The organism is Cyanobium sp. Alchichica 3B3-8F6 (genome assembly GCF_024346435.1).
GTDB lineage: Bacteria > Cyanobacteriota > Cyanobacteriia > PCC-6307 > Cyanobiaceae > Cyanobium_A.
In genome coordinates, this window is record NZ_JAGQCZ010000002.1 from 197,136 (window position 1) to 213,141 (window position 16,006).

The 16,006-nt window shown below is 67.4% G+C and carries 19 protein-coding genes; 13 read left to right on the plus strand and 6 right to left on the minus strand.

The features are described 5' to 3' along the window. The first annotated feature begins 3 nt into the window (after positions 1 to 3). Together secG and msrB are read left to right on the plus strand one after the other, a co-directional pair. Positions 4 to 234 carry a preprotein translocase subunit SecG gene (gene secG / locus KBY65_RS02880; RefSeq protein WP_094560118.1) on the plus strand — a complete coding sequence of 77 codons (231 nt, stop codon included), beginning with the start codon at positions 4 to 6 and terminating at the stop codon, positions 232 to 234. 16 nt (positions 235 to 250) lie between these two features. Further along, on the plus strand, positions 251 to 733 hold the full coding sequence (gene msrB, locus KBY65_RS02885) for a peptide-methionine (R)-S-oxide reductase MsrB (RefSeq protein WP_094560117.1): 483 nt from the start codon (positions 251 to 253) through the stop codon (positions 731 to 733). Here msrB and KBY65_RS02890 read toward each other — a convergent pair. Both KBY65_RS02890 and KBY65_RS02895 read right to left on the minus strand, forming a co-directional pair. Beyond that, positions 691 to 1,611, minus strand: coding sequence for a LysR substrate-binding domain-containing protein (locus tag KBY65_RS02890; RefSeq protein ID WP_255000460.1), 921 nt, complete (start codon positions 1,609 to 1,611; stop codon positions 691 to 693). The two genes, msrB and KBY65_RS02890, sit on opposite strands and share 43 nt — an antisense overlap. A 116-nt stretch (positions 1,612 to 1,727) precedes the next feature. Then, a complete protein-coding gene (locus KBY65_RS02895; protein ID WP_255000461.1) occupies positions 1,728 to 2,060 on the minus strand; it encodes a hypothetical protein in 333 nt (110 codons plus the stop codon). Positions 2,061 to 2,134: 74 nt separating this feature from the next. Between KBY65_RS02895 and KBY65_RS02900 the strand changes: the two genes are divergently transcribed. Then, positions 2,135 to 2,284, plus strand: coding sequence for a hypothetical protein (locus KBY65_RS02900; protein WP_255000462.1), 150 nt, complete (start codon positions 2,135 to 2,137; stop codon positions 2,282 to 2,284). A gap of 390 nt (positions 2,285 to 2,674) precedes the next feature. Here KBY65_RS02900 and groL read toward each other — a convergent pair whose 3' ends face one another. Further along, entirely contained in the window at positions 2,675 to 4,309 is a 1,635-nt protein-coding gene (gene groL / locus KBY65_RS02905; protein ID WP_094561334.1) for a chaperonin GroEL, read from the minus strand. 68 nt (positions 4,310 to 4,377) lie between these two features. Next, positions 4,378 to 4,689 (minus strand): co-chaperone GroES, encoded by a 312-nt coding sequence (groES, locus tag KBY65_RS02910; RefSeq protein ID WP_094561335.1) that lies wholly within the window; start codon positions 4,687 to 4,689, stop codon positions 4,378 to 4,380. A 245-nt stretch (positions 4,690 to 4,934) separates the two neighbouring features. On the opposite strand from groES, the gene atpD reads away from it, so the two are divergent. Both atpD and atpC read left to right on the plus strand, forming a co-directional pair. Continuing rightward, positions 4,935 to 6,395: a F0F1 ATP synthase subunit beta gene (gene atpD / locus KBY65_RS02915; protein WP_094561336.1), complete on the plus strand. Its 1,461-nt coding sequence runs from the start codon at positions 4,935 to 4,937 to the stop codon at positions 6,393 to 6,395. Positions 6,396 to 6,424: 29 nt separating this feature from the next. Then, positions 6,425 to 6,832, plus strand: a complete 408-nt coding sequence (gene atpC / locus KBY65_RS02920; RefSeq protein ID WP_254988534.1) for an ATP synthase F1 subunit epsilon — start codon at positions 6,425 to 6,427, stop codon at positions 6,830 to 6,832. 192 nt (positions 6,833 to 7,024) lie between these two features. On the opposite strand, the gene KBY65_RS02925 is transcribed toward atpC, so the two are convergent. After that, positions 7,025 to 7,501 (minus strand): 30S ribosomal protein PSRP-3, encoded by a 477-nt coding sequence (locus tag KBY65_RS02925; RefSeq protein ID WP_409996614.1) that lies wholly within the window; start codon positions 7,499 to 7,501, stop codon positions 7,025 to 7,027. Positions 7,502 to 7,578: 77 nt separating this feature from the next. Between KBY65_RS02925 and KBY65_RS02930 the strand changes: the two genes are divergently transcribed. From KBY65_RS02930 to KBY65_RS02945, 4 genes are read left to right on the plus strand one after another with little or no spacing between them, the layout of a single operon-like run. Then, the gene (locus KBY65_RS02930; RefSeq protein WP_094561339.1) at positions 7,579 to 8,238 is read left to right on the plus strand and encodes a transaldolase family protein; all 660 of its coding nucleotides are present in this window, start codon (positions 7,579 to 7,581) and stop codon (positions 8,236 to 8,238) included. A gap of 17 nt (positions 8,239 to 8,255) precedes the next feature. Then, positions 8,256 to 9,044, plus strand: coding sequence for a TIGR01548 family HAD-type hydrolase (locus tag KBY65_RS02935; RefSeq protein WP_255000466.1), 789 nt, complete (start codon positions 8,256 to 8,258; stop codon positions 9,042 to 9,044). 26 nt (positions 9,045 to 9,070) lie between these two features. Continuing rightward, entirely contained in the window at positions 9,071 to 9,316 is a 246-nt protein-coding gene (locus KBY65_RS02940; RefSeq protein WP_094561341.1) for a FitA-like ribbon-helix-helix domain-containing protein, read from the plus strand. A 3-nt stretch (positions 9,317 to 9,319) separates the two neighbouring features. After that, on the plus strand, positions 9,320 to 9,730 hold the full coding sequence (locus KBY65_RS02945; protein ID WP_254988533.1) for a type II toxin-antitoxin system VapC family toxin: 411 nt from the start codon (positions 9,320 to 9,322) through the stop codon (positions 9,728 to 9,730). A gap of 3 nt (positions 9,731 to 9,733) precedes the next feature. Here the strand turns inward: KBY65_RS02945 and KBY65_RS02950 are convergent, their stop codons facing one another. Further along, the gene (locus tag KBY65_RS02950) at positions 9,734 to 11,053 is read right to left on the minus strand and encodes an aminopeptidase P N-terminal domain-containing protein (RefSeq protein ID WP_254988532.1); all 1,320 of its coding nucleotides are present in this window, start codon (positions 11,051 to 11,053) and stop codon (positions 9,734 to 9,736) included. Positions 11,054 to 11,172: 119 nt separating this feature from the next. Here KBY65_RS02950 and KBY65_RS02955 point away from each other — a divergent pair, with 119 nt between their 5' ends. The 4 genes from KBY65_RS02955 to KBY65_RS02970 are packed head-to-tail and all read left to right on the plus strand — an operon-like array spanning position 11,173 to position 16,005. Further along, entirely contained in the window at positions 11,173 to 12,189 is a 1,017-nt protein-coding gene (locus KBY65_RS02955; RefSeq protein ID WP_254988531.1) for a CNNM domain-containing protein, read from the plus strand. Continuing rightward, positions 12,186 to 13,511: a GTP-binding protein gene (locus KBY65_RS02960; protein WP_094561345.1), complete on the plus strand. Its 1,326-nt coding sequence runs from the start codon at positions 12,186 to 12,188 to the stop codon at positions 13,509 to 13,511. Before KBY65_RS02955 ends, KBY65_RS02960 begins: the two co-directional genes overlap by 4 nt. Next, positions 13,508 to 14,143, plus strand: a complete 636-nt coding sequence (locus KBY65_RS02965) for a nicotinate-nucleotide adenylyltransferase (RefSeq protein WP_254988530.1) — start codon at positions 13,508 to 13,510, stop codon at positions 14,141 to 14,143. The genes KBY65_RS02960 and KBY65_RS02965 overlap by 4 nt, the downstream gene beginning before the upstream one ends. Then, the gene (locus KBY65_RS02970; RefSeq protein ID WP_255000468.1) at positions 14,143 to 16,005 is read left to right on the plus strand and encodes an NAD+ synthase; all 1,863 of its coding nucleotides are present in this window, start codon (positions 14,143 to 14,145) and stop codon (positions 16,003 to 16,005) included. Before KBY65_RS02965 ends, KBY65_RS02970 begins: the two co-directional genes overlap by 1 nt. Position 16,006 lies beyond the last annotated feature (1 nt).

Below are 16,006 nucleotides of genomic sequence, written 5' to 3' on the forward strand. Positions count from 1 at the left end.
GCCATGATCACGTCTGTGTTGTCGTGGGTGTGGATCGGCAGTGGCGTGCTGCTGATCATCAGTGTGCTGCTGCACAGCCCCAAGGGCGACGGCATGGGCGGTCTGGCCGCCAGCGGCGGGTCCATGTTCACCAGCGCCCGCAGCGCGGAAGCCACCCTCAACCGCATCAGCTGGACGCTGCTGGCCATCTTTCTGGGGCTGGCCGTGGTGCTCAGCGCCGGCTGGCTGAACTAGGCACGCTCGGATGACAATGCCGCGCCGCAACCTACTGGTGGCCCTGGGATCCAGCCTGGGTGCCTTCTTCACCGGTGCCTCCCGCGCCGAAGCCGCCTCCAAAGCCCAGGATCCGGCCTGGCAGCTCAGCGAAGCCGCCTGGAAACAACGGCTCAGCCCGCCCGCCTACAAGGTGCTGCGCCAGGAAGGCACCGAACGGCCCTTCTCCAGTCCGTTGAACGGCGAAAAACGTGCGGGCACCTATCTCTGCGCCGGCTGCGCTTTACCGCTGTTCAGCTCCAAGGCCAAATACGACAGCGGCACCGGGTGGCCCAGCTTCTGGCAACCCCTGCCCAACGGCATCGCCACCAAGCTGGATTTCAAGCTGATCGTGCCGCGCACCGAATACCACTGCCAGCGCTGCGGAGGCCACCAAGGCCATGTCTTCGACGACGGCCCCAAGCCCACCGGCAAGCGTTATTGCAACAACGGCGTTGCGCTGACCTTCAAGCCCGGCTGAGTGCTCAGCAGCACCTCCACAACCTCGAGCCCGGCGGCCAACTGGGTGGCCCTGCCGACCAGTGCGGCCAGCAGGCTGCGCAGATGGGAGCGGGCGACAAACTCCCGTTTCACCACCAGGGCCTCCCCGACTGTGATCGGCAAGGTGAGCGGCAAGGGCACGCAGCCATCCAAGAAGCCCGTCACCCGCTGCAGGGGCGTGCCGAAGCCGATCATCAAGTCCTCCACGGGCACCGTGTCAAACCAGCAGGCCTGCTGGACACGCCGATCCCGCTCCGGACACGACCAGAGGTTGTGGTCTTCGAGGATGCGCTGGGCCTTGGGGAAGGCGCCATCGGGCAACGGCAGCACGGGGTAGTCGGCCAGATCCGCGAAGGAGAGCCGATCACCACGCTGCAGGAGCGGGTGACCGGGCCTCACCATCATGTGCAGCGGCATGGCCGTGAGCTGGATGGCGTGCAGGTCGGGATGGTCGGGGAGATCGGGTGCGGAGCAAAGCCAGGCATCGATCACACCATGGAGCAACAGCTCGTGCGGCCGCTGGTATTCGAGATAATTGGAGTTGCCGCACGTCCAGGCGTCGGGCAGCTGCGTGGCCAACAAATGGCCGCACCAGTGTTGGCTGTCAAGCCGCAGGCAGCGGCCTTGCCGCCACCGCAGCAGCTGATGCACGGCGCGCTCCAGATCAATCAGAGCTTGGTCTCCTTGCAGGCACCATTCGCCTGCCCGTTTCTGCATCGCCAGGCCAAACACCTGCAGACAGCGGCGGCTGTGGCGGCTCACCGTCGACTGGGTGCACTCGAGATAGGCGGCAGCGCGCTCACCGGTGCGCAGCCACAACAGGGCATCCAACGCCGCCAACACCTCCACTGAGACCACTCAGAGCGCAGCCATAGTTGGGCAACCGTAGTGTCACCAATTCACTAAAAAGCGCGAATTCAGCCGAACACCGCACAATCTCGCAGACCTTGCAGTTTCTGCATAAACCCCCCAGCTCACAAGCCGACTCGGGCCAGAAAAACTGGATCAAAGTCGACCTCGGCGTGGTTGCGAACCATCGGCAGATAGCGCCGATGCAGCTGTATCAGCAGAGCCTGCAGCCTGGGATGCTGGACATAGTCCCGCCGAACCACCAGCGCATCGCCCGAAGCAAAGGGCAACTGCAGGGGCAAGCGACAGAGCGAGTCGCCGCTCACCGCCAAGCTGAGCGCGGTGCCATAGCCCACCACCAGCTCCTGCTCGGCCCGTCCTTCCCAGAGATCGCGGCGGTAGCGGGCCATGCGCACGCCGTCGTTCCAGAGGCCCAGGCTGCGCAAGGCCTGCTCCACCAGGGGGTAGGAGCCCTCCGGCAGAGCCAGGGAGGGAAACTCGGCAATCGCTTCGATGCTGATCAGGGTTGCGGTTGGTGGGCAGATCGGGCAATCCCGTGATCAGGGCATCAACGACGCGCTCGTCCACCAGCTGGAAGGTGCGCCGCACCCCCACGATGTTTGACGCCCCCAACAGCCATCCCTCCGGGGCTGGGCTGCTGAGCAACGGCGCCGACCAGTAGGTGGCTTCCAGGCGCAGCGGCCTGTAGCCGCGCCAACGGGCCTCCTGATGCACGTGCCGCTCCCGCAGCAACAGGCTGGTGTCACCGATCAGCTCCCATTCGCCGTGGCGACGCTCCATCGCCAGCCCAAACAACTGCAGACAGCGTTTGCGGTAAAGGCTCGTGGTGGTTTCGGTGGTGCCATAGCGCCGCTCCACCTGCTCAGCCGACCGCAACCAGAGCAGAGCGTCGAGCGCCTCCAAAACATGCAGCTCAATCAAAACACCCCCACGATTCAGCGAATGCCACAAAAAAGGGAGAGGAGGGTAAACCCTCACTCTCCCCATTCCTCAGTGACAGTGATCAGAAGACAGGAGGCTGGCCTGAAGTGATCAGGCTGGCCTGCTTCGATCAATAGTCGAAGTCACCGCCGCCCATGCCGCCGCCGGCAGGAGCTGCTTCCTTCTTGTCGGGCAGGTCGGCCACGATGCACTCGGTGGTCAGCACCATGCCAGCGATCGAGGCGGCGTTCTGCAGGCCAGAGCGGGTCACCTTGGCGGGATCGACGATGCCGGCAGCCAGCATGTCGACATACTCGCCGGTGGCGGCGTTGTAGCCCTCGTTGAAGGGCTTGTTGCGCACGTTTTCAGCCACCACGGCGCCGTTGACGCCAGCGTTCTGGGCGATGCGCATCAGCGGAGCGGTGAGGGAGGACGCCACGATCGTGGCACCGATCAGCTCTTCGCCAGAGAGATTGGCCTTGGCCCATTCCTCGAGGGCGGGAGCCAGGTGGGCCAGGGTGGTGCCACCACCAGGAACGATGCCTTCCTCAACGGCCGCCTTGGTGGCGTTGATGGCGTCTTCCAGGCGCAGCTTCTTGTCTTTCATCTCGGTTTCGGTGGCAGCGCCCACCTTGACCACGGCCACACCGCCGCTCAGCTTGGCCAGACGCTCCTGCAGCTTCTCCTTGTCATAGGAGGAGTCGGTTTCGTCCATCTGCTTGCGGATCTGCTCGCAGCGGGCCTTCACGGCCACCTCGTTGCCCTCGGCCACGATGGTGGTGGTGTCCTTGTTGATGGTGATGCGGCGGGCTGTGCCCAGCATCTCCAGCTTTGCGTTTTCCAGCTTGAGGCCGGCGTCCTCGGTGATCAGCTGACCGTTGGTAAGAACGGCGATGTCCTCGAGCATGGCCTTGCGGCGATCGCCAAAACCAGGCGCCTTCACAGCCGCCACGTTCAGCACACCGCGCAGACGGTTCACCACCAGGGTGGCGAGGGCTTCCTTCTCGATGTCCTCAGCGATGATCAGCAGAGGCTTGCCGGTGCGGGCGATCTGCTCCAGCACGGGCACCAGGTCTTGCACCAGGCCGATCTTCTTGTCGGTGAGCAGGATGTAGGGCTCTTCGAGCACCGCTTCCATGCGCTCGGTGTCGGTTGCGAAGTAGGGCGAGATGTAGCCCTTGTCGAAACGCATGCCCTCGGTGACCTCCAGCTCGGTGGTCATCGACTTCCCTTCTTCCAGGGAGATCACGCCTTCCTTGCCAACCTTGTCCATGGCATCGGCGATCATGCGCCCCACCTCTTCGTCGTTGCCGGCGGAGATGGTGCCCACCTGGGCGATGGCGCTGGAGTCGGAGATCGGCTTGGCGTGCTCTTCGATCTTCTTGACGAGGAAGTCGGAAGCCTTGTCGATGCCGCGCTTGAGGCTGATGGCATTGGCGCCGGCGGCCACGTTGCGCAGGCCGGCCTTGACCATGGCGTGGGCCAGGACCGTGGCGGTGGTGGTGCCGTCACCGGCGGCGTCGTTGGTCTTGGAGGCGGCCTGACGGATCAGGGCCACACCGGTGTTCTCGATGTGGTCCTCGAGTTCAATCTCCTTGGCGATGGTGACGCCGTCGTTGACGATCTGGGGGGCGCCGAACTTCTTCTCCAGCACCACGTTGCGGCCCTTGGGGCCGAGGGTGACGGCAACGGCTTCGGCCAGGATGTCAATGCCTTTTTCGAGAGCCCGGCGGGCGTTCTCGTTATAGATGATGCGCTTAGCCATGGAAGGCGATGTCCTTATAGGGTTGAATCTGAATGGACAGGATCTAAGTCAGCCCAAGCCGTTAGGGCTCAGTTGACGATCGCGAGAATGTCCTTCTCGGAGAGCAGCACGAATTCGTCGCTGCCGAGCTTGATGTCGGTACCGGCATACTTGCTGTACAGCACCTTGTCGCCCACGCTGACTTCGGGAGCCTGACGGCTGCCGTCATCGTTGCGCTTGCCGGGGCCGATCTGCACCACCTCACCCACCTGGGGCTTTTCCTTGGCGGTGTCGGGCAACAGGATGCCGCCGGCGGTTTTCTCCTCCGATTCGGACACCTTGATGAAAATGCGATCTCCGAGGGGCTTAACCGTGGAGACGCTGAGAGAAACAGCAGCCATGGATGAATTGCGAAAGCAACGGCATGGCGCCTGAGACGCCACAGGATTGCGAGCTGAAGTGCGCCGAAAAGGCGATTTAGCACTCAAGCTCGATGAGTGCCAACCTATGCGGGCACACGGCGGGCTGGCCAGCCCCGCGCTGTGCGGGTGACCGAACCCCTGGAGGCGGGTTAGAGGCGGTGGTAAGGTTGCGCCGCTTCAGGTGGGATGGTTCCCCCTCAGCACTCCTTGCGTCTTCCTTCCCTATGGCAGCTGCTACCGCCACCGGCACCAAAGGCATCGTCCGGCAGGTGATTGGCCCGGTTCTCGACGTTGAATTCCCGGCCGGCAAGCTGCCCAAGATTTACAACGCGCTTCGGATCGAGGGCAAGAACTCGGCGGGCCAGCAAGTGGCCCTGACGGCTGAAGTGCAGCAGCTGCTGGGCGACCACCGGGTGCGCGCCGTGGCCATGAGCACCACCGACGGCCTGGTGCGGGGCATGGAAGCCCTCGACACCGGTGCCCCGATCTCCGTGCCAGTGGGTGAAGCCACCCTTGGCCGCATCTTCAACGTGCTCGGCGAGCCCGTCGACGAGCAGGGCCCCGTCACCACCAAGCTGACCGCCTCCATCCACCGGCCCGCCCCCAGCCTCACCGAGCTGGAAACCAAGCCCAAGGTGTTCGAGACCGGCATCAAGGTGATCGACCTGCTGGCCCCCTATCGCCAGGGCGGCAAGGTTGGCCTGTTCGGCGGCGCCGGCGTGGGCAAAACCGTGCTGATCCAGGAGCTGATCAACAACATCGCCAAAGAGCACGGCGGCGTATCCGTATTCGCCGGCGTGGGTGAGCGCACCCGCGAAGGCAACGACCTCTATGAGGAGTTCAAGGAGTCGGGCGTGATCAATCCCGACGATCTCTCCAAGTCGAAGGTGGCGCTCTGCTACGGCCAGATGAACGAGCCCCCCGGCGCCCGCATGCGTGTGGGCCTGTCGGCGCTCACCATGGCGGAGCACTTCCGCGATGCCAACAAGCAGGACGTGCTGCTGTTCGTCGACAACATCTTCCGCTTCGTGCAGGCCGGCTCCGAGGTGAGCGCGCTGCTGGGCCGCATGCCGTCGGCTGTGGGCTACCAGCCCACTCTCGGCACCGACGTGGGCATGCTGCAAGAGCGCATCACCTCCACCCTGGAAGGCTCGATCACCTCGATCCAGGCCGTCTATGTGCCCGCCGACGACCTGACTGACCCGGCTCCGGCCACCACCTTCGCCCACCTGGACGCCACCACCGTGCTGAGCCGCGGCCTGGCCTCCAAGGGCATCTACCCCGCTGTGGATCCGCTGGATTCCACCAGCACCATGCTGCAGCCCGCCGTGGTGGGTGATGAGCACTACCGCACCGCCCGCGCTGTGCAGTCCACCCTGCAGCGCTACAAGGAGCTTCAGGACATCATCGCGATTCTGGGTCTGGACGAACTGTCGGAAGACGACCGCCGAACCGTGGACCGGGCCCGCAAGATCGAGAAGTTCCTCTCCCAGCCCTTCTTTGTGGCTGAGATCTTCACCGGCCAGAAGGGTGAATACGTGAAGCTCGACGACACCATCAAGGGCTTCAACATGATCCTTGCCGGTGAACTCGACGACCTGCCGGAAGCCTCCTTCTATCTGGTGGGCAACATCGACCAGGTGAAGGCCAAGGCTGCCAAGATCCTCGCCGACGCCAAGGGTTGATTCCCTCTCCCTCCTGAGGACCCCTACCCATGAGTCTCACCCTGCGCGTTCTGGCCCCCGATCAGAGCGTTTTTGACGGAACCGCTGAAGAGGTGATCCTGCCCAGCACCACCGGACAGGTGGGCATCCTGCCGGGCCACGTCACCATGCTGGCCGCGCTGGACACCGGCGTGATGCGCCTGCGCTCCGGCGGTGCCTGGTCGACGATCGCCCTGATGGGTGGCTTCGCCGAAGTGGAAGCTGACGAGGTGACGGTGCTGGTTAACGGTGCTGAACTCGGCAGCAGCATTGATGCCGCCTCGGCTGAAGCAGCCTTTGAGGCCGCCCAAAGTGCTGCCGCCGCCTTCGAAGGCCAAGCCACTAGTGCCAACAAGGTGAAGGCACTGCAGGCCCTGGCCACGGCCCGTGCCCGTTTCCAGGCCACCAAGGCGGGCTAGTTCAGCCGGGAGCTCATCTCCCATCTCCACTGAGCGCCCTCTCCCCGGGGCGCTTTTTGATGGGAGCTAAGCAGGCAGGTGGGCGCGATCCACACACGACAACATCCGCACAGCAACCACAAAAAAGCGCCCCCTGAGGGGGCGCAGGAATGATTAAGCGGCTTGCCAGTGTGGCTGACTAAAAACGACCGATCAGGCGGTCCCGCAGAAGGTGACATCGGGGAATTTGAGCTTGGCCTCGTCGAGGCTCTTGCCCTTGCCCTCTTCCTGCCAGTAGTTGATCACCTCGGTGGCCTTGTTGAGCACCTCAACGCGCTCGTTGTCGGTGATCCAGCTCTTGCCCTCGAGTTCAGACTTAAGGATTTCCCAGGCATCTTCCCGGGGCCAGAAGAAATAGGAGGTGAGTGGGCTGGGGCCGCCACCCACGATCTGGTCAACAGCCAAGGCCACGTTGTCGGGCAACCAGAGGATCTTGAGCAGGAAGCGACCTTCGTCGGCCTTCGGGGTGTAACCGGAAGGAACGCCGTCTTCGTCGATAGTGGCAGTGGCCAGAGCAGCACTGCCACCACGCATCACCGGACGCCCCTGGGTGGTGGTGTCTTCAGCGGCCGCCGCCACTTCGGGCGCATCGGTCACATCAGCGCCTGGAGCGCTCTCGGTGGCTGTCATGGGGTCGGCGCTCAAGGCAACACGTCAAACAACTAGCCTACCAGCCGCTCCGCCGGTCACCGGCCTGCTCCCCGGCCATGGCCTTGCGCCTGTTCCTCGATTCGGCCGATCCGCAAGCCTGGCAGCAGTGGCTGCCCAGCGGCCTGTTCCACGGCGTCACCACCAATCCCACCCTGCTGCGCCGGGCCAACCAGCCCTGCAGCCTCCACGGCCTGGCTGAGCTCAGCCGCGTGGCCCTGGCCCATGGCATCGCCGAACTGCACCTGCAGGCCTGGGGCGCCAACGCAGCGGAGATGCTGCAGTGCGGCCAGGCCCTTGCGGCACTGGCCCCCGGCCGCATCGCCGTGAAACTGCCCGTGACCCTGGAGGGCGCGGCGGCGGCTCGCGACCTCACGCGCGCCGGCATCCCCATCACCTTCACCGCCTGCTACGAGCCCCACCAGGTGTTGATCGCCGCCGCCCTGGGGGTCGCCTACATCGCCCCCTACCTGGGCCGAATCAACGACCAGGGCCGCGATGGCGTGGCGGAGGTGATCGCCATGCAGCGCAGCCTTGATGGCGTTGGCTCAAGCGTTCGACTGCTGGTGGCCAGTCTGCGCCAGCCCCACGATCTCACCCGCCTGGCGGGCGCCGGTCTGAACACCTTCACGATCAGCCCGGAGCTGGCCGCAGCCCTGTTCAGCTGCGAGGCCACCACCGCCGCCAGCGCCCAGTTCGAGCGCGACGCCCAAGCCTGATGTCGCCAGCACCGCCGATGCCAAGCCCCCCCCAGGCCGTTGTGCTGTTTGACATCGACGGCGTGATCCGCGATGTGAGCGCCAGCTACCGCCGGTCGATCGTGGAAACGGTGCACCACTACGCCGGCCAGCGGCCAGAGCCGACTGCCATCGACGCGCTCAAGAGCGAAGGCCGCTGGAACAACGACTGGGAGGCGTCGCTGGAGCTGCTGCGGCGGACAGGCCACACACCTCTGCCGGCGTTGGAGGCACTGGTGGCCGTGTTCGAAGCCTTCTATTTCGGCGGCGATCCCGAGGGCGACCCCAGCCAATGGCGGGGGTTCATCGGCGACGAGCCGCTGCTGGTGCAGCCGTCCTTCTTTGCCGCCCTAACGGCGGCCGATCTGGCCTACGGCTTCGTCAGCGGTGCCGAACCGCCCTCCTGCCGCTATGTGCTGCAAACCCGCCTGGCCCTGAGCGATCCGCCCCTGATCGCCATGGGGGATGCGCCCGATAAGCCGGATCCCACCGGCCTGCTGCGGCTGGCCGCCCCGCTGGCGGGGGGAGTGCTCGGGCCCGAAGCGCCTGCGGTGGTTTACCTGGGCGACACCGTGGCCGATGTGCGCACCGTGCAGCGGGCCCGCGCCCAGTGCCCTGGTCAGCGCTTCCTCAGCCTGGCGGTGGCCCCGCCCCACCTGCACGACCAGCCGGAAGCGCGAGCCGCCTACGAGGCGCGCCTGCGGCAGGCCGGCGCTGATGCGGTGCTTGCAAGCACCACGGAACTTCTGAGCCGCCTGAAGCGCCTGGATGCCATCAAGCTGAACTAGCTTGCAATCAGATAGTGCTATCAGCCATGCCAGCCATCAGTGTTCGCGGCCTGGATGAGGCCCAGCTGAACCAATTGAAGGAGCAGGCCCGCCAGCAAGGCATCAGCCTCAATCGCCTCGTACTGCGGCGCTTGACAGGAGAGCCGTCCGCACCGAACAACCAGCATCAAGATCTGGACGACCTGGCTGGCACATGGTCTGAGGAAGAGAGCGATGCCTTCAGCGCGGCCATCGCCCCCCTCGAACAGATCGACCCGGAACTCTGGGCCTGAGCCATGCGGCCCATTGCCCTGGACACCAATGCCTATACCGGGTTTAAGCGGGGCCTTCTTCCTTGCGTGGAGCTGGTGCAACGTGCCGACAGGCTGCTGATCAGCAGCACCGTGATCGGAGAACTGCTGGCGGGCTTCGCCTGCGGCACGCGCGAAGCTCGCAACCGTGAGGAACTCAGCCAGTTTCTGGCCTCAGGGCGCGTCGACCACTGCCCCTGCAGCTTGGCCACCGCCGACACCTATGCGCTGATTTACCGAGACCTACGCCGCAAGGGTCGACCCATTCCCACCAATGACATCTGGATCGCCGCCAGTGCCGTTGAGATGGGATCCGTCCTGTTCAGCTTCGACGTGCATTTTCAGCAGATTGATGGGCTGCGGGTCATCCAGAGCTGGGCTGATGCCCTGCCCTGATCCTCAGCGCTCCAGGGCCGCCGGCGCCTTCAGGGCTGCGGCGGTGAGGTTCTCGTGGCCATGTTCAGTCACAGCCACGTCGTCTTCGATGCGGATGCCGATCCCCTTCCAGCGCTCATCGATGGCGGGCTGGCCGTCGGGCACCGGCAGGCGATCGCTCACGTAAAGGCCTGGCTCGACGGTGAGCACCATGCCCGGCTCCAACTCCACGTGGTGCTCGCCCAGCCGATAGGCGCCCACGTCATGGACGTCGAGCCCCAGCCAGTGGCCGGTGCGGTGCATGTAGAGGTGGCGATAGGCCCCCTGCTCAATGATCCCGTCGGGATCGCCCGTCAGCAGGCCCAGCTCCAGCAACCCCTCCACCAGCACACGCACGGCCGTGTCGTGCACGCCCTCGGCGGTGAACCCCGGCGCCACGGACGCCACCGCCGCTTCCTGGGCCGCCAGCACCAGCTCATACAGGGCCCGCTGCTCGCCACTGAAGCGGCCGCCCACCGGGAAAGTGCGGGTGATATCGCCGTTGTAGTAATCGCCCAGGGAGCAACCGGCGTCGATCAGCAGCAAGTCGCCGTCGCGCAGGGAGGCGTTGTTGGCGGTGTAGTGCAGCACGCAGGCGTTGTCGCCGCCGGCCACGATCGTGCCGTAGGCGGGGCCACGGGCCCCCTGCTCCATGAAGTGCTGCTCGATCACCGCCTGCACCTGGCGCTCGTTGAGGCCGGGTCGCACCACCTGACGGGCCAGCTCGTGAGCTTCAGCGGAGATGCGCGCCGCCTCCCGCATCCGCTCCAGCTCCTCGGGCCCCTTGCGCAGCCGCAGGTCGTGCAGCAGCGGGCAGGGGGCCACCAGACCAAAGGCAGCCGAGCCGCTGCGGGGGGCCCGATCGAGCTGACCGGCCCAAGCCGCCAGTACCAACGGCTCCACCTTGGGGTGCCGGCCGACGCGGAAGGCGATGCCCTCAGCGCCCTTCAGGTAGTGGGGCAGCCGCTGCTCCAGTTCGCTGCGGGGATGGGCCAGATCGGCACCAAACTCAGCCACCGCCCCTTCGGTGCCCCAACGGAACCCGTTCCACACCTCGGCGCTGGGCTCCTTGGGGGCCACAAACAACACAAAGCGTTCGCCCTCGGGCCGGTGGGGCAGAAACAGCGCCACCGCATCCGGTTCATCGAAACCGGTGAGATACCAGAAGTCGCTGTTCTGGCGAAAGGGCCACTCGCAGTCAGCGTGGTGGGTGACGAGCGGCGCCGCCGGAATCACCGCAGCCGCCTCCCCCAACAGCTCGAAGAAGCGCGTGCGCCGCTGGGCAAAGATCGACAGATCGAGCATGGGTAACGGTCTGGGGGCCTGGCTGGGCGCCAGTCTGGAGCAGTCGGCGCTGCAGACGTTGGCGATAGGCGTTGGCAGGGACGATTGAATAGGTGCATGGCCTGCAGTCACGCGGCGGAATGAACGACCTGCTCGCCCTGGCGCTGCTGGTGGTGGTGGTGATCGCCGGATCGGCCCTGTGCTCGGGGGTGGAAGCGGCCCTGCTCACGGTCAACCCCGTGCGCGTGCATGAGTTGGCGGCCCGCAGCCGGCCCGTACGCGGCGCCCGGCGCCTGGAGCAGCTGCGGCAGCGACTAGGCCGCACCCTCTCGGTGCTGGTGATCGCCAACAACGGCTTCAACATCTTCGGCAGCCTGATGCTGGGCGGCTATGCCGCCACCGTGTTCAGCCGCCAGGGCATCGAAGGCATCGCCCTGCCGCTGTTTTCAGTGGGGCTCACCGTGTTGGTGATCCTGCTGGGCGAGATCCTGCCCAAGGCCCTGGGCAGCCGCCTGGCCCTGCCGGTGGCCCTGGGCAGTGCACCGGCCCTGGCGGTGGTGGCGCAGCTGATGCTGCCGCTGGTGCTGCTGCTGGAGCAGCTGCTGCCAGCGATCACCGCCGAAAACGAAATCAGCACCGACGAGGAGGAAATTCGCCTGCTGGCCCGGTTGGGCTCCCAGAAGGGCCAGATCGAAGCCGATGAGGCGGCGATGATCGCCAAGGTGTTCCAGCTCAACGACCTCACCGCCCGCGACCTGATGACGCCGCGGGTCGCGGCCCCCACCCTGGAAGGGGCCGCCAGCCTCGACCAGCTGCGCGATGCCTTGCTGGCCCAGAACGCCGAGTGGTGGGTGGTGCTCGGCGAGGAGGTGGATGAGGTGCTGGGGGTGGCCAGCCGAGAGAAGCTGCTCACGGCCCTGCTTCAGGGCGATGGGGCCCGCAGTGCTGCCTCCCTGAGCGAGCCGGTCGACTACGTGCCCGAGATGATCCGCGCCGACCGGCTGCTCACCGGCTTTCGCCGCAACAGCACCGGCGTGCGGGTGGTGGTGGATGAATTCGGCGGCTTTGTGGGGGTGATCGGCGCCGAGGCGGTGCTGGCGGTGCTGGCGGGCTGGTGGCGGCGGCCCCAACCCGCCGCCGAGGGAGCCCGGCCATGAGGCCCACCGCTGGCGCAACTGCGGTGCCCGCCACCCCTGAGCGCTGCCAACAGCTGCTGGAGCAGTGGCGCCGCCAGCTAACGCTGAGTGGCCGCGAGCAAAGCCAGCTGGACGGCCAGCGCCAGGCCCTCGATCGCCAGCTGGAGCGCCTGCGCCAACGCTGCCTGCGGGTGGCCGTGTTCGGCCGGGTGGGGGTGGGCAAGTCGAGCCTGCTCAATGCCCTGCTAGGGGAGGCGGCCTTCGCCACCGACGTGGCCCATGGCTGCACCCGCCACCAGGCCGCCCGGGCCTGGAATCAGCCGATTGCTGGCCTGCAGCGGGTGGAACTGGTGGACACCCCCGGCATCGATGAAATTGCCGCTGCAGCCCGGGCTCGGCTAGCGGCCCGGGTGGCCCTGGGCGCCGACCTAGTGCTGCTTGTACTCGATGGCGACCTCACCAGCGTCGAGCACGACGCCCTCGCGCCCCTACTGGCCAGCGGCAAGCCGCTGCTGCTGGTGCTCAACCGCTGCGACTGCTGGAGCGACGCGGAGCAAGCCGAGCTGATCGCCAGCATCCAGCGGCGCCTGCCCGCCGCCGCCCGGCACCTGGAGTTGATCCCGGTGGCCGCTGCACCGCGCCAGCCCGAGCTGCTGGCCGATGGCCGGGTGCGCAGCGTCCCCCAGCCGCCCCGGGTGGCACCGCTGCGCCAGGCGTTGGTACAGCTGCTGGAGCAGCACGGAGCGCTACTGCTGGCCCTCAATTCTCTCGGCGCCGCCGACCGCTTCCACCAGGTCCTGCAGCGCTGGCGTCTGGGGGCCAGCCGCCAGGCCGCCCAATCCCTAATCGGCCGCTTCGCCGCCCTCAAGGCCACGGGCGTGGCCGCCAACCCTCTGGTGCTGCTGGATCTGGCCGGCGGCCTGGCCTGCGACACCGCCCTGGTGCTGCAGCTCTGCCAGCTCTACGGCCTGCCCATGCACGGTGCCGGCGCCCGCCAACTGCTACGGCGGCTCTCGGGCCACAACGCCCTGCTGGGGGGCGCCCAGCTCGGCATCCAGCTGCTGCTGGGGGCGCTGCGCCAGCTGCTGCTGCTGGCGGCGCCGCTCACCGGCGGGCTCAGCCTGGCGCCGGCCGCGCCGGTGGCCCTGGCCCAGGCGGCCCTGGCTGTGCACACCACCCGGCTCACGGGCCGGCTGGCGGCCGCCGAACTGCTGCGGGGCGCCCAACGGGGAGGGCGCCCCGGGGCCCTGCTGCGCCGCCTAGCCCGCACCGATCCCCAGGCGCGCCTGTGGCTGGGCGATCGCCCCGAGCCACCGGCCAACCTGCAGGCTCTGCTGCCGTGAGCACTTGGTCCGTTGAGGCTGGCGAAGGCCCGGTCGCCCTGTTCGGCACCAGCGCCGATCCGCCCACCCGCGGCCACCAGGCCCTGCTGGAGGAGCTGCTGCAGCTCTATCCCACGGTGGTTACCTGGGCCAGCGACAACCCCCACAAGCAACACGGCGCGCCCCTAGAGCAGCGGGCGGCCCTGCTCGGCCAACTGGTGGCCGCCATCGGCAACCCCCGGCTCAGCCACCGGCAGGAGCTGAGCAGCCCATGGGCGATCACCGCCCTGGATCGGGCGGCGGCGTGCTGGCCCGGCCGCGAGCTGGTGTTTGTGGTGGGCAGCGATCTGGCTCCCCAGATCCCCAGCTGGAAGCAGGCCCAGGCGGTGCTGGAGCGCTGCCTGCTGGCCATCGCCCCCCGGGCCGGCTGGCCCCTGCAGCCGGGCAGCGTCGAGGCGCTCGAGGCCCTCGGCGGCCGGGTGATCAGCCTCAACCTGGAGGTGCCCGCCACCGCCAGCTCGGCGGTGCGCCAGAACCCAGACCCCAGCCAGATCCCCGCCGCCTTGATGCCGCTGCTGCTGGAGCACAATCTCTATGGGCTGACCCGCTCGAGCCACACCCGCCGCCTCGACCGCCACCTCGAAAGCCCCTGATGCGCCTCGCCCTGGCCCAACTCAATCCGCTGGTGGGCGACCTGGCGGGCAACGGCGCGCGGATTTTGGCGGCCTGCCACCAGGTTGCTGCCCAGGGGGCCAGCCTGGTGGTCACCCCCGAGCTCTCGCTCTGGGGCTACCCGCCGCGCGACCTGCTGCTGCGGCCGAGCCTGATCACCCAGCAGGGTGTTGTGCTGCAGCAACTGGCCGACGCCCTGGCGGAGGAGCTGCCCCAGCTGGCCGTGCTGGTGGGCATCGCCGAACCCAATGGCGCGGCGGCGTTGCCCAACCTGTTCAACGCCGTGGCCCTGGTGGAAGCCGGCAGTTGGCGGGTGGTGGCCCGCAAGCGGCTGCTGCCCACCTACGACGTCTTCGACGAACAGCGCTACTTCTGCGCCGCCAGCGAGCCGAGCCTGCTCGAGCTGGAGCAGGGTGGCCGCCACTGGCGCCTCGGGCTGACGATCTGCGAAGACCTCTGGGTGGAGGAGGACCTGCAGGGCCACCGCCTGGCTGGAGCCGATCCCGTCGCCGAATTGCTCCCGCACCACATCGACCTGCTGCTCAACCTCTCGGCGTCCCCTTTTGGCCAGGCCAAAGTGGCCCTGCGCCAGAGCCTGGCCCGCCGTGCCGCCACCCGGCTGGGCTGCCCCGTGGTCTACGTCAACCAGGTGGGCGGCAACGACGAGCTGGTGTTCGACGGCGCCAGCTTCGTGGTGGATCCCGGTGGCGGTGTGGATGCCGACAGCGCAGTGGAGGCGGGTCGTGGAGTGGTCTGCCAGCTGGCCTGTGGCCGCGAGCAGGTGTTGACCTGGGATCCCGCGTCCTGCTGCCAACCCTCCCCGGCATCCTCCAAAAAAGGACCACAACAAGAATTACATCTCCAACACCCATCCGACCGCACCGCCACCAACGCCGCCCCCAGCACCCCCCACCCGGACGCCCTCCTGCTCACCCCTGTGCCCGAGCCGCTCGAGCAACTGTTCCGCATCCTGGTGCTGGGCGTGGCCGACTACGCCCGCAAATGCGGCTTCCACGCTGCGCTGCTGGGGCTGAGCGGCGGCATCGATTCGGCCCTGGTGGCCGTGATCGCCGCCGCCGCCCTGGGGGGCGAGCGGGTGCAGGGTCTGCTGATGCCCTCCCCCTGGAGCTCGGAGGGGTCGCTGCGCGACGCCCAGGCCCTGGCCGCCCGGCTGGGGCTGACCACCCAGATCGCGCCCATCGCCCCGCTGATGGCCGGCTTCGACGCCGCCCTCACGCCGGTGCTGGCCGGCCCGCCCGCCGGCCTGGCCGCCGAAAACCTGCAGTCGCGCATCCGCGGCACCCTGCTGATGGCGGTGGCCAACCAGCAGGGCCAGCTGCTGCTCTCCACCGGCAACAAAAGTGAGCTGGCCGTGGGCTACTGCACCCTCTACGGCGACATGAACGGTGGCCTGGCGGTGATCGGCGACCTCTACAAAACCACCGTGTTTGCCCTTTGCGCCTGGCTCGACAGCCCTGCCGCCGGCCCCTGCCGCCGCGCGCTGGGGCTGCCGGCCGATGGCGAGCTGGTGGGGCAGGCCATCCGCGAAAAGCCGCCCAGCGCCGAGCTGCGGCCCGATCAGCGCGACAGCGATTCGCTGCCCGACTACGCCGTGCTCGATCCGATCCTGCGCCGCTACATCGAACACCTGCAAAGCCCGGAGGAGCTGATCGCCGACGGCACCCCGGCCGAGCTGGCCCATCGGGTGATGGCGCTGCTGCGCCGGGCCGAATTCAAGCGGCGCCAGGCCCCGCCCCTGCTCAAGATCGGCAGCCGGTCGTTTGGCAGTGGCTGGCGGATGCCGATCGCCGCCGCCAATCTGGAGGGACGTCTGCGTAGCTGAT

Coding starts and splice junctions, on each gene's coding strand:
- KBY65_RS02940 (WP_094561341.1), top strand. CDS start 9,071: ATGCCAGCCATCAGTGTTCGCGGCCTGGATGAGGCCCAGCTGAACCAA.
- KBY65_RS02970 (WP_255000468.1), top strand. CDS start 14,143: ATGCGCCTCGCCCTGGCCCAACTCAATCCGCTGGTGGGCGACCTGGCG.
- groL (WP_094561334.1), bottom strand. CDS start 4,309: ATGGCTAAGCGCATCATCTATAACGAGAACGCCCGCCGGGCTCTCGAA.
- KBY65_RS02925 (WP_409996614.1), bottom strand. CDS start 7,501: ATGACAGCCACCGAGAGCGCTCCAGGCGCTGATGTGACCGATGCGCCC.
- atpD (WP_094561336.1), top strand. CDS start 4,935: ATGGCAGCTGCTACCGCCACCGGCACCAAAGGCATCGTCCGGCAGGTG.
- atpC (WP_254988534.1), top strand. CDS start 6,425: ATGAGTCTCACCCTGCGCGTTCTGGCCCCCGATCAGAGCGTTTTTGAC.
- msrB (WP_094560117.1), top strand. CDS start 251: ATGCCGCGCCGCAACCTACTGGTGGCCCTGGGATCCAGCCTGGGTGCC.
- KBY65_RS02935 (WP_255000466.1), top strand. CDS start 8,256: ATGCCAAGCCCCCCCCAGGCCGTTGTGCTGTTTGACATCGACGGCGTG.
- KBY65_RS02955 (WP_254988531.1), top strand. CDS start 11,173: ATGAACGACCTGCTCGCCCTGGCGCTGCTGGTGGTGGTGGTGATCGCC.
- KBY65_RS02960 (WP_094561345.1), top strand. CDS start 12,186: ATGAGGCCCACCGCTGGCGCAACTGCGGTGCCCGCCACCCCTGAGCGC.
- secG (WP_094560118.1), top strand. CDS start 4: ATGATCACGTCTGTGTTGTCGTGGGTGTGGATCGGCAGTGGCGTGCTG.
- KBY65_RS02930 (WP_094561339.1), top strand. CDS start 7,579: ATGGCCTTGCGCCTGTTCCTCGATTCGGCCGATCCGCAAGCCTGGCAG.
- KBY65_RS02945 (WP_254988533.1), top strand. CDS start 9,320: ATGCGGCCCATTGCCCTGGACACCAATGCCTATACCGGGTTTAAGCGG.
- KBY65_RS02950 (WP_254988532.1), bottom strand. CDS start 11,053: ATGCTCGATCTGTCGATCTTTGCCCAGCGGCGCACGCGCTTCTTCGAG.
- groES (WP_094561335.1), bottom strand. CDS start 4,689: ATGGCTGCTGTTTCTCTCAGCGTCTCCACGGTTAAGCCCCTCGGAGAT.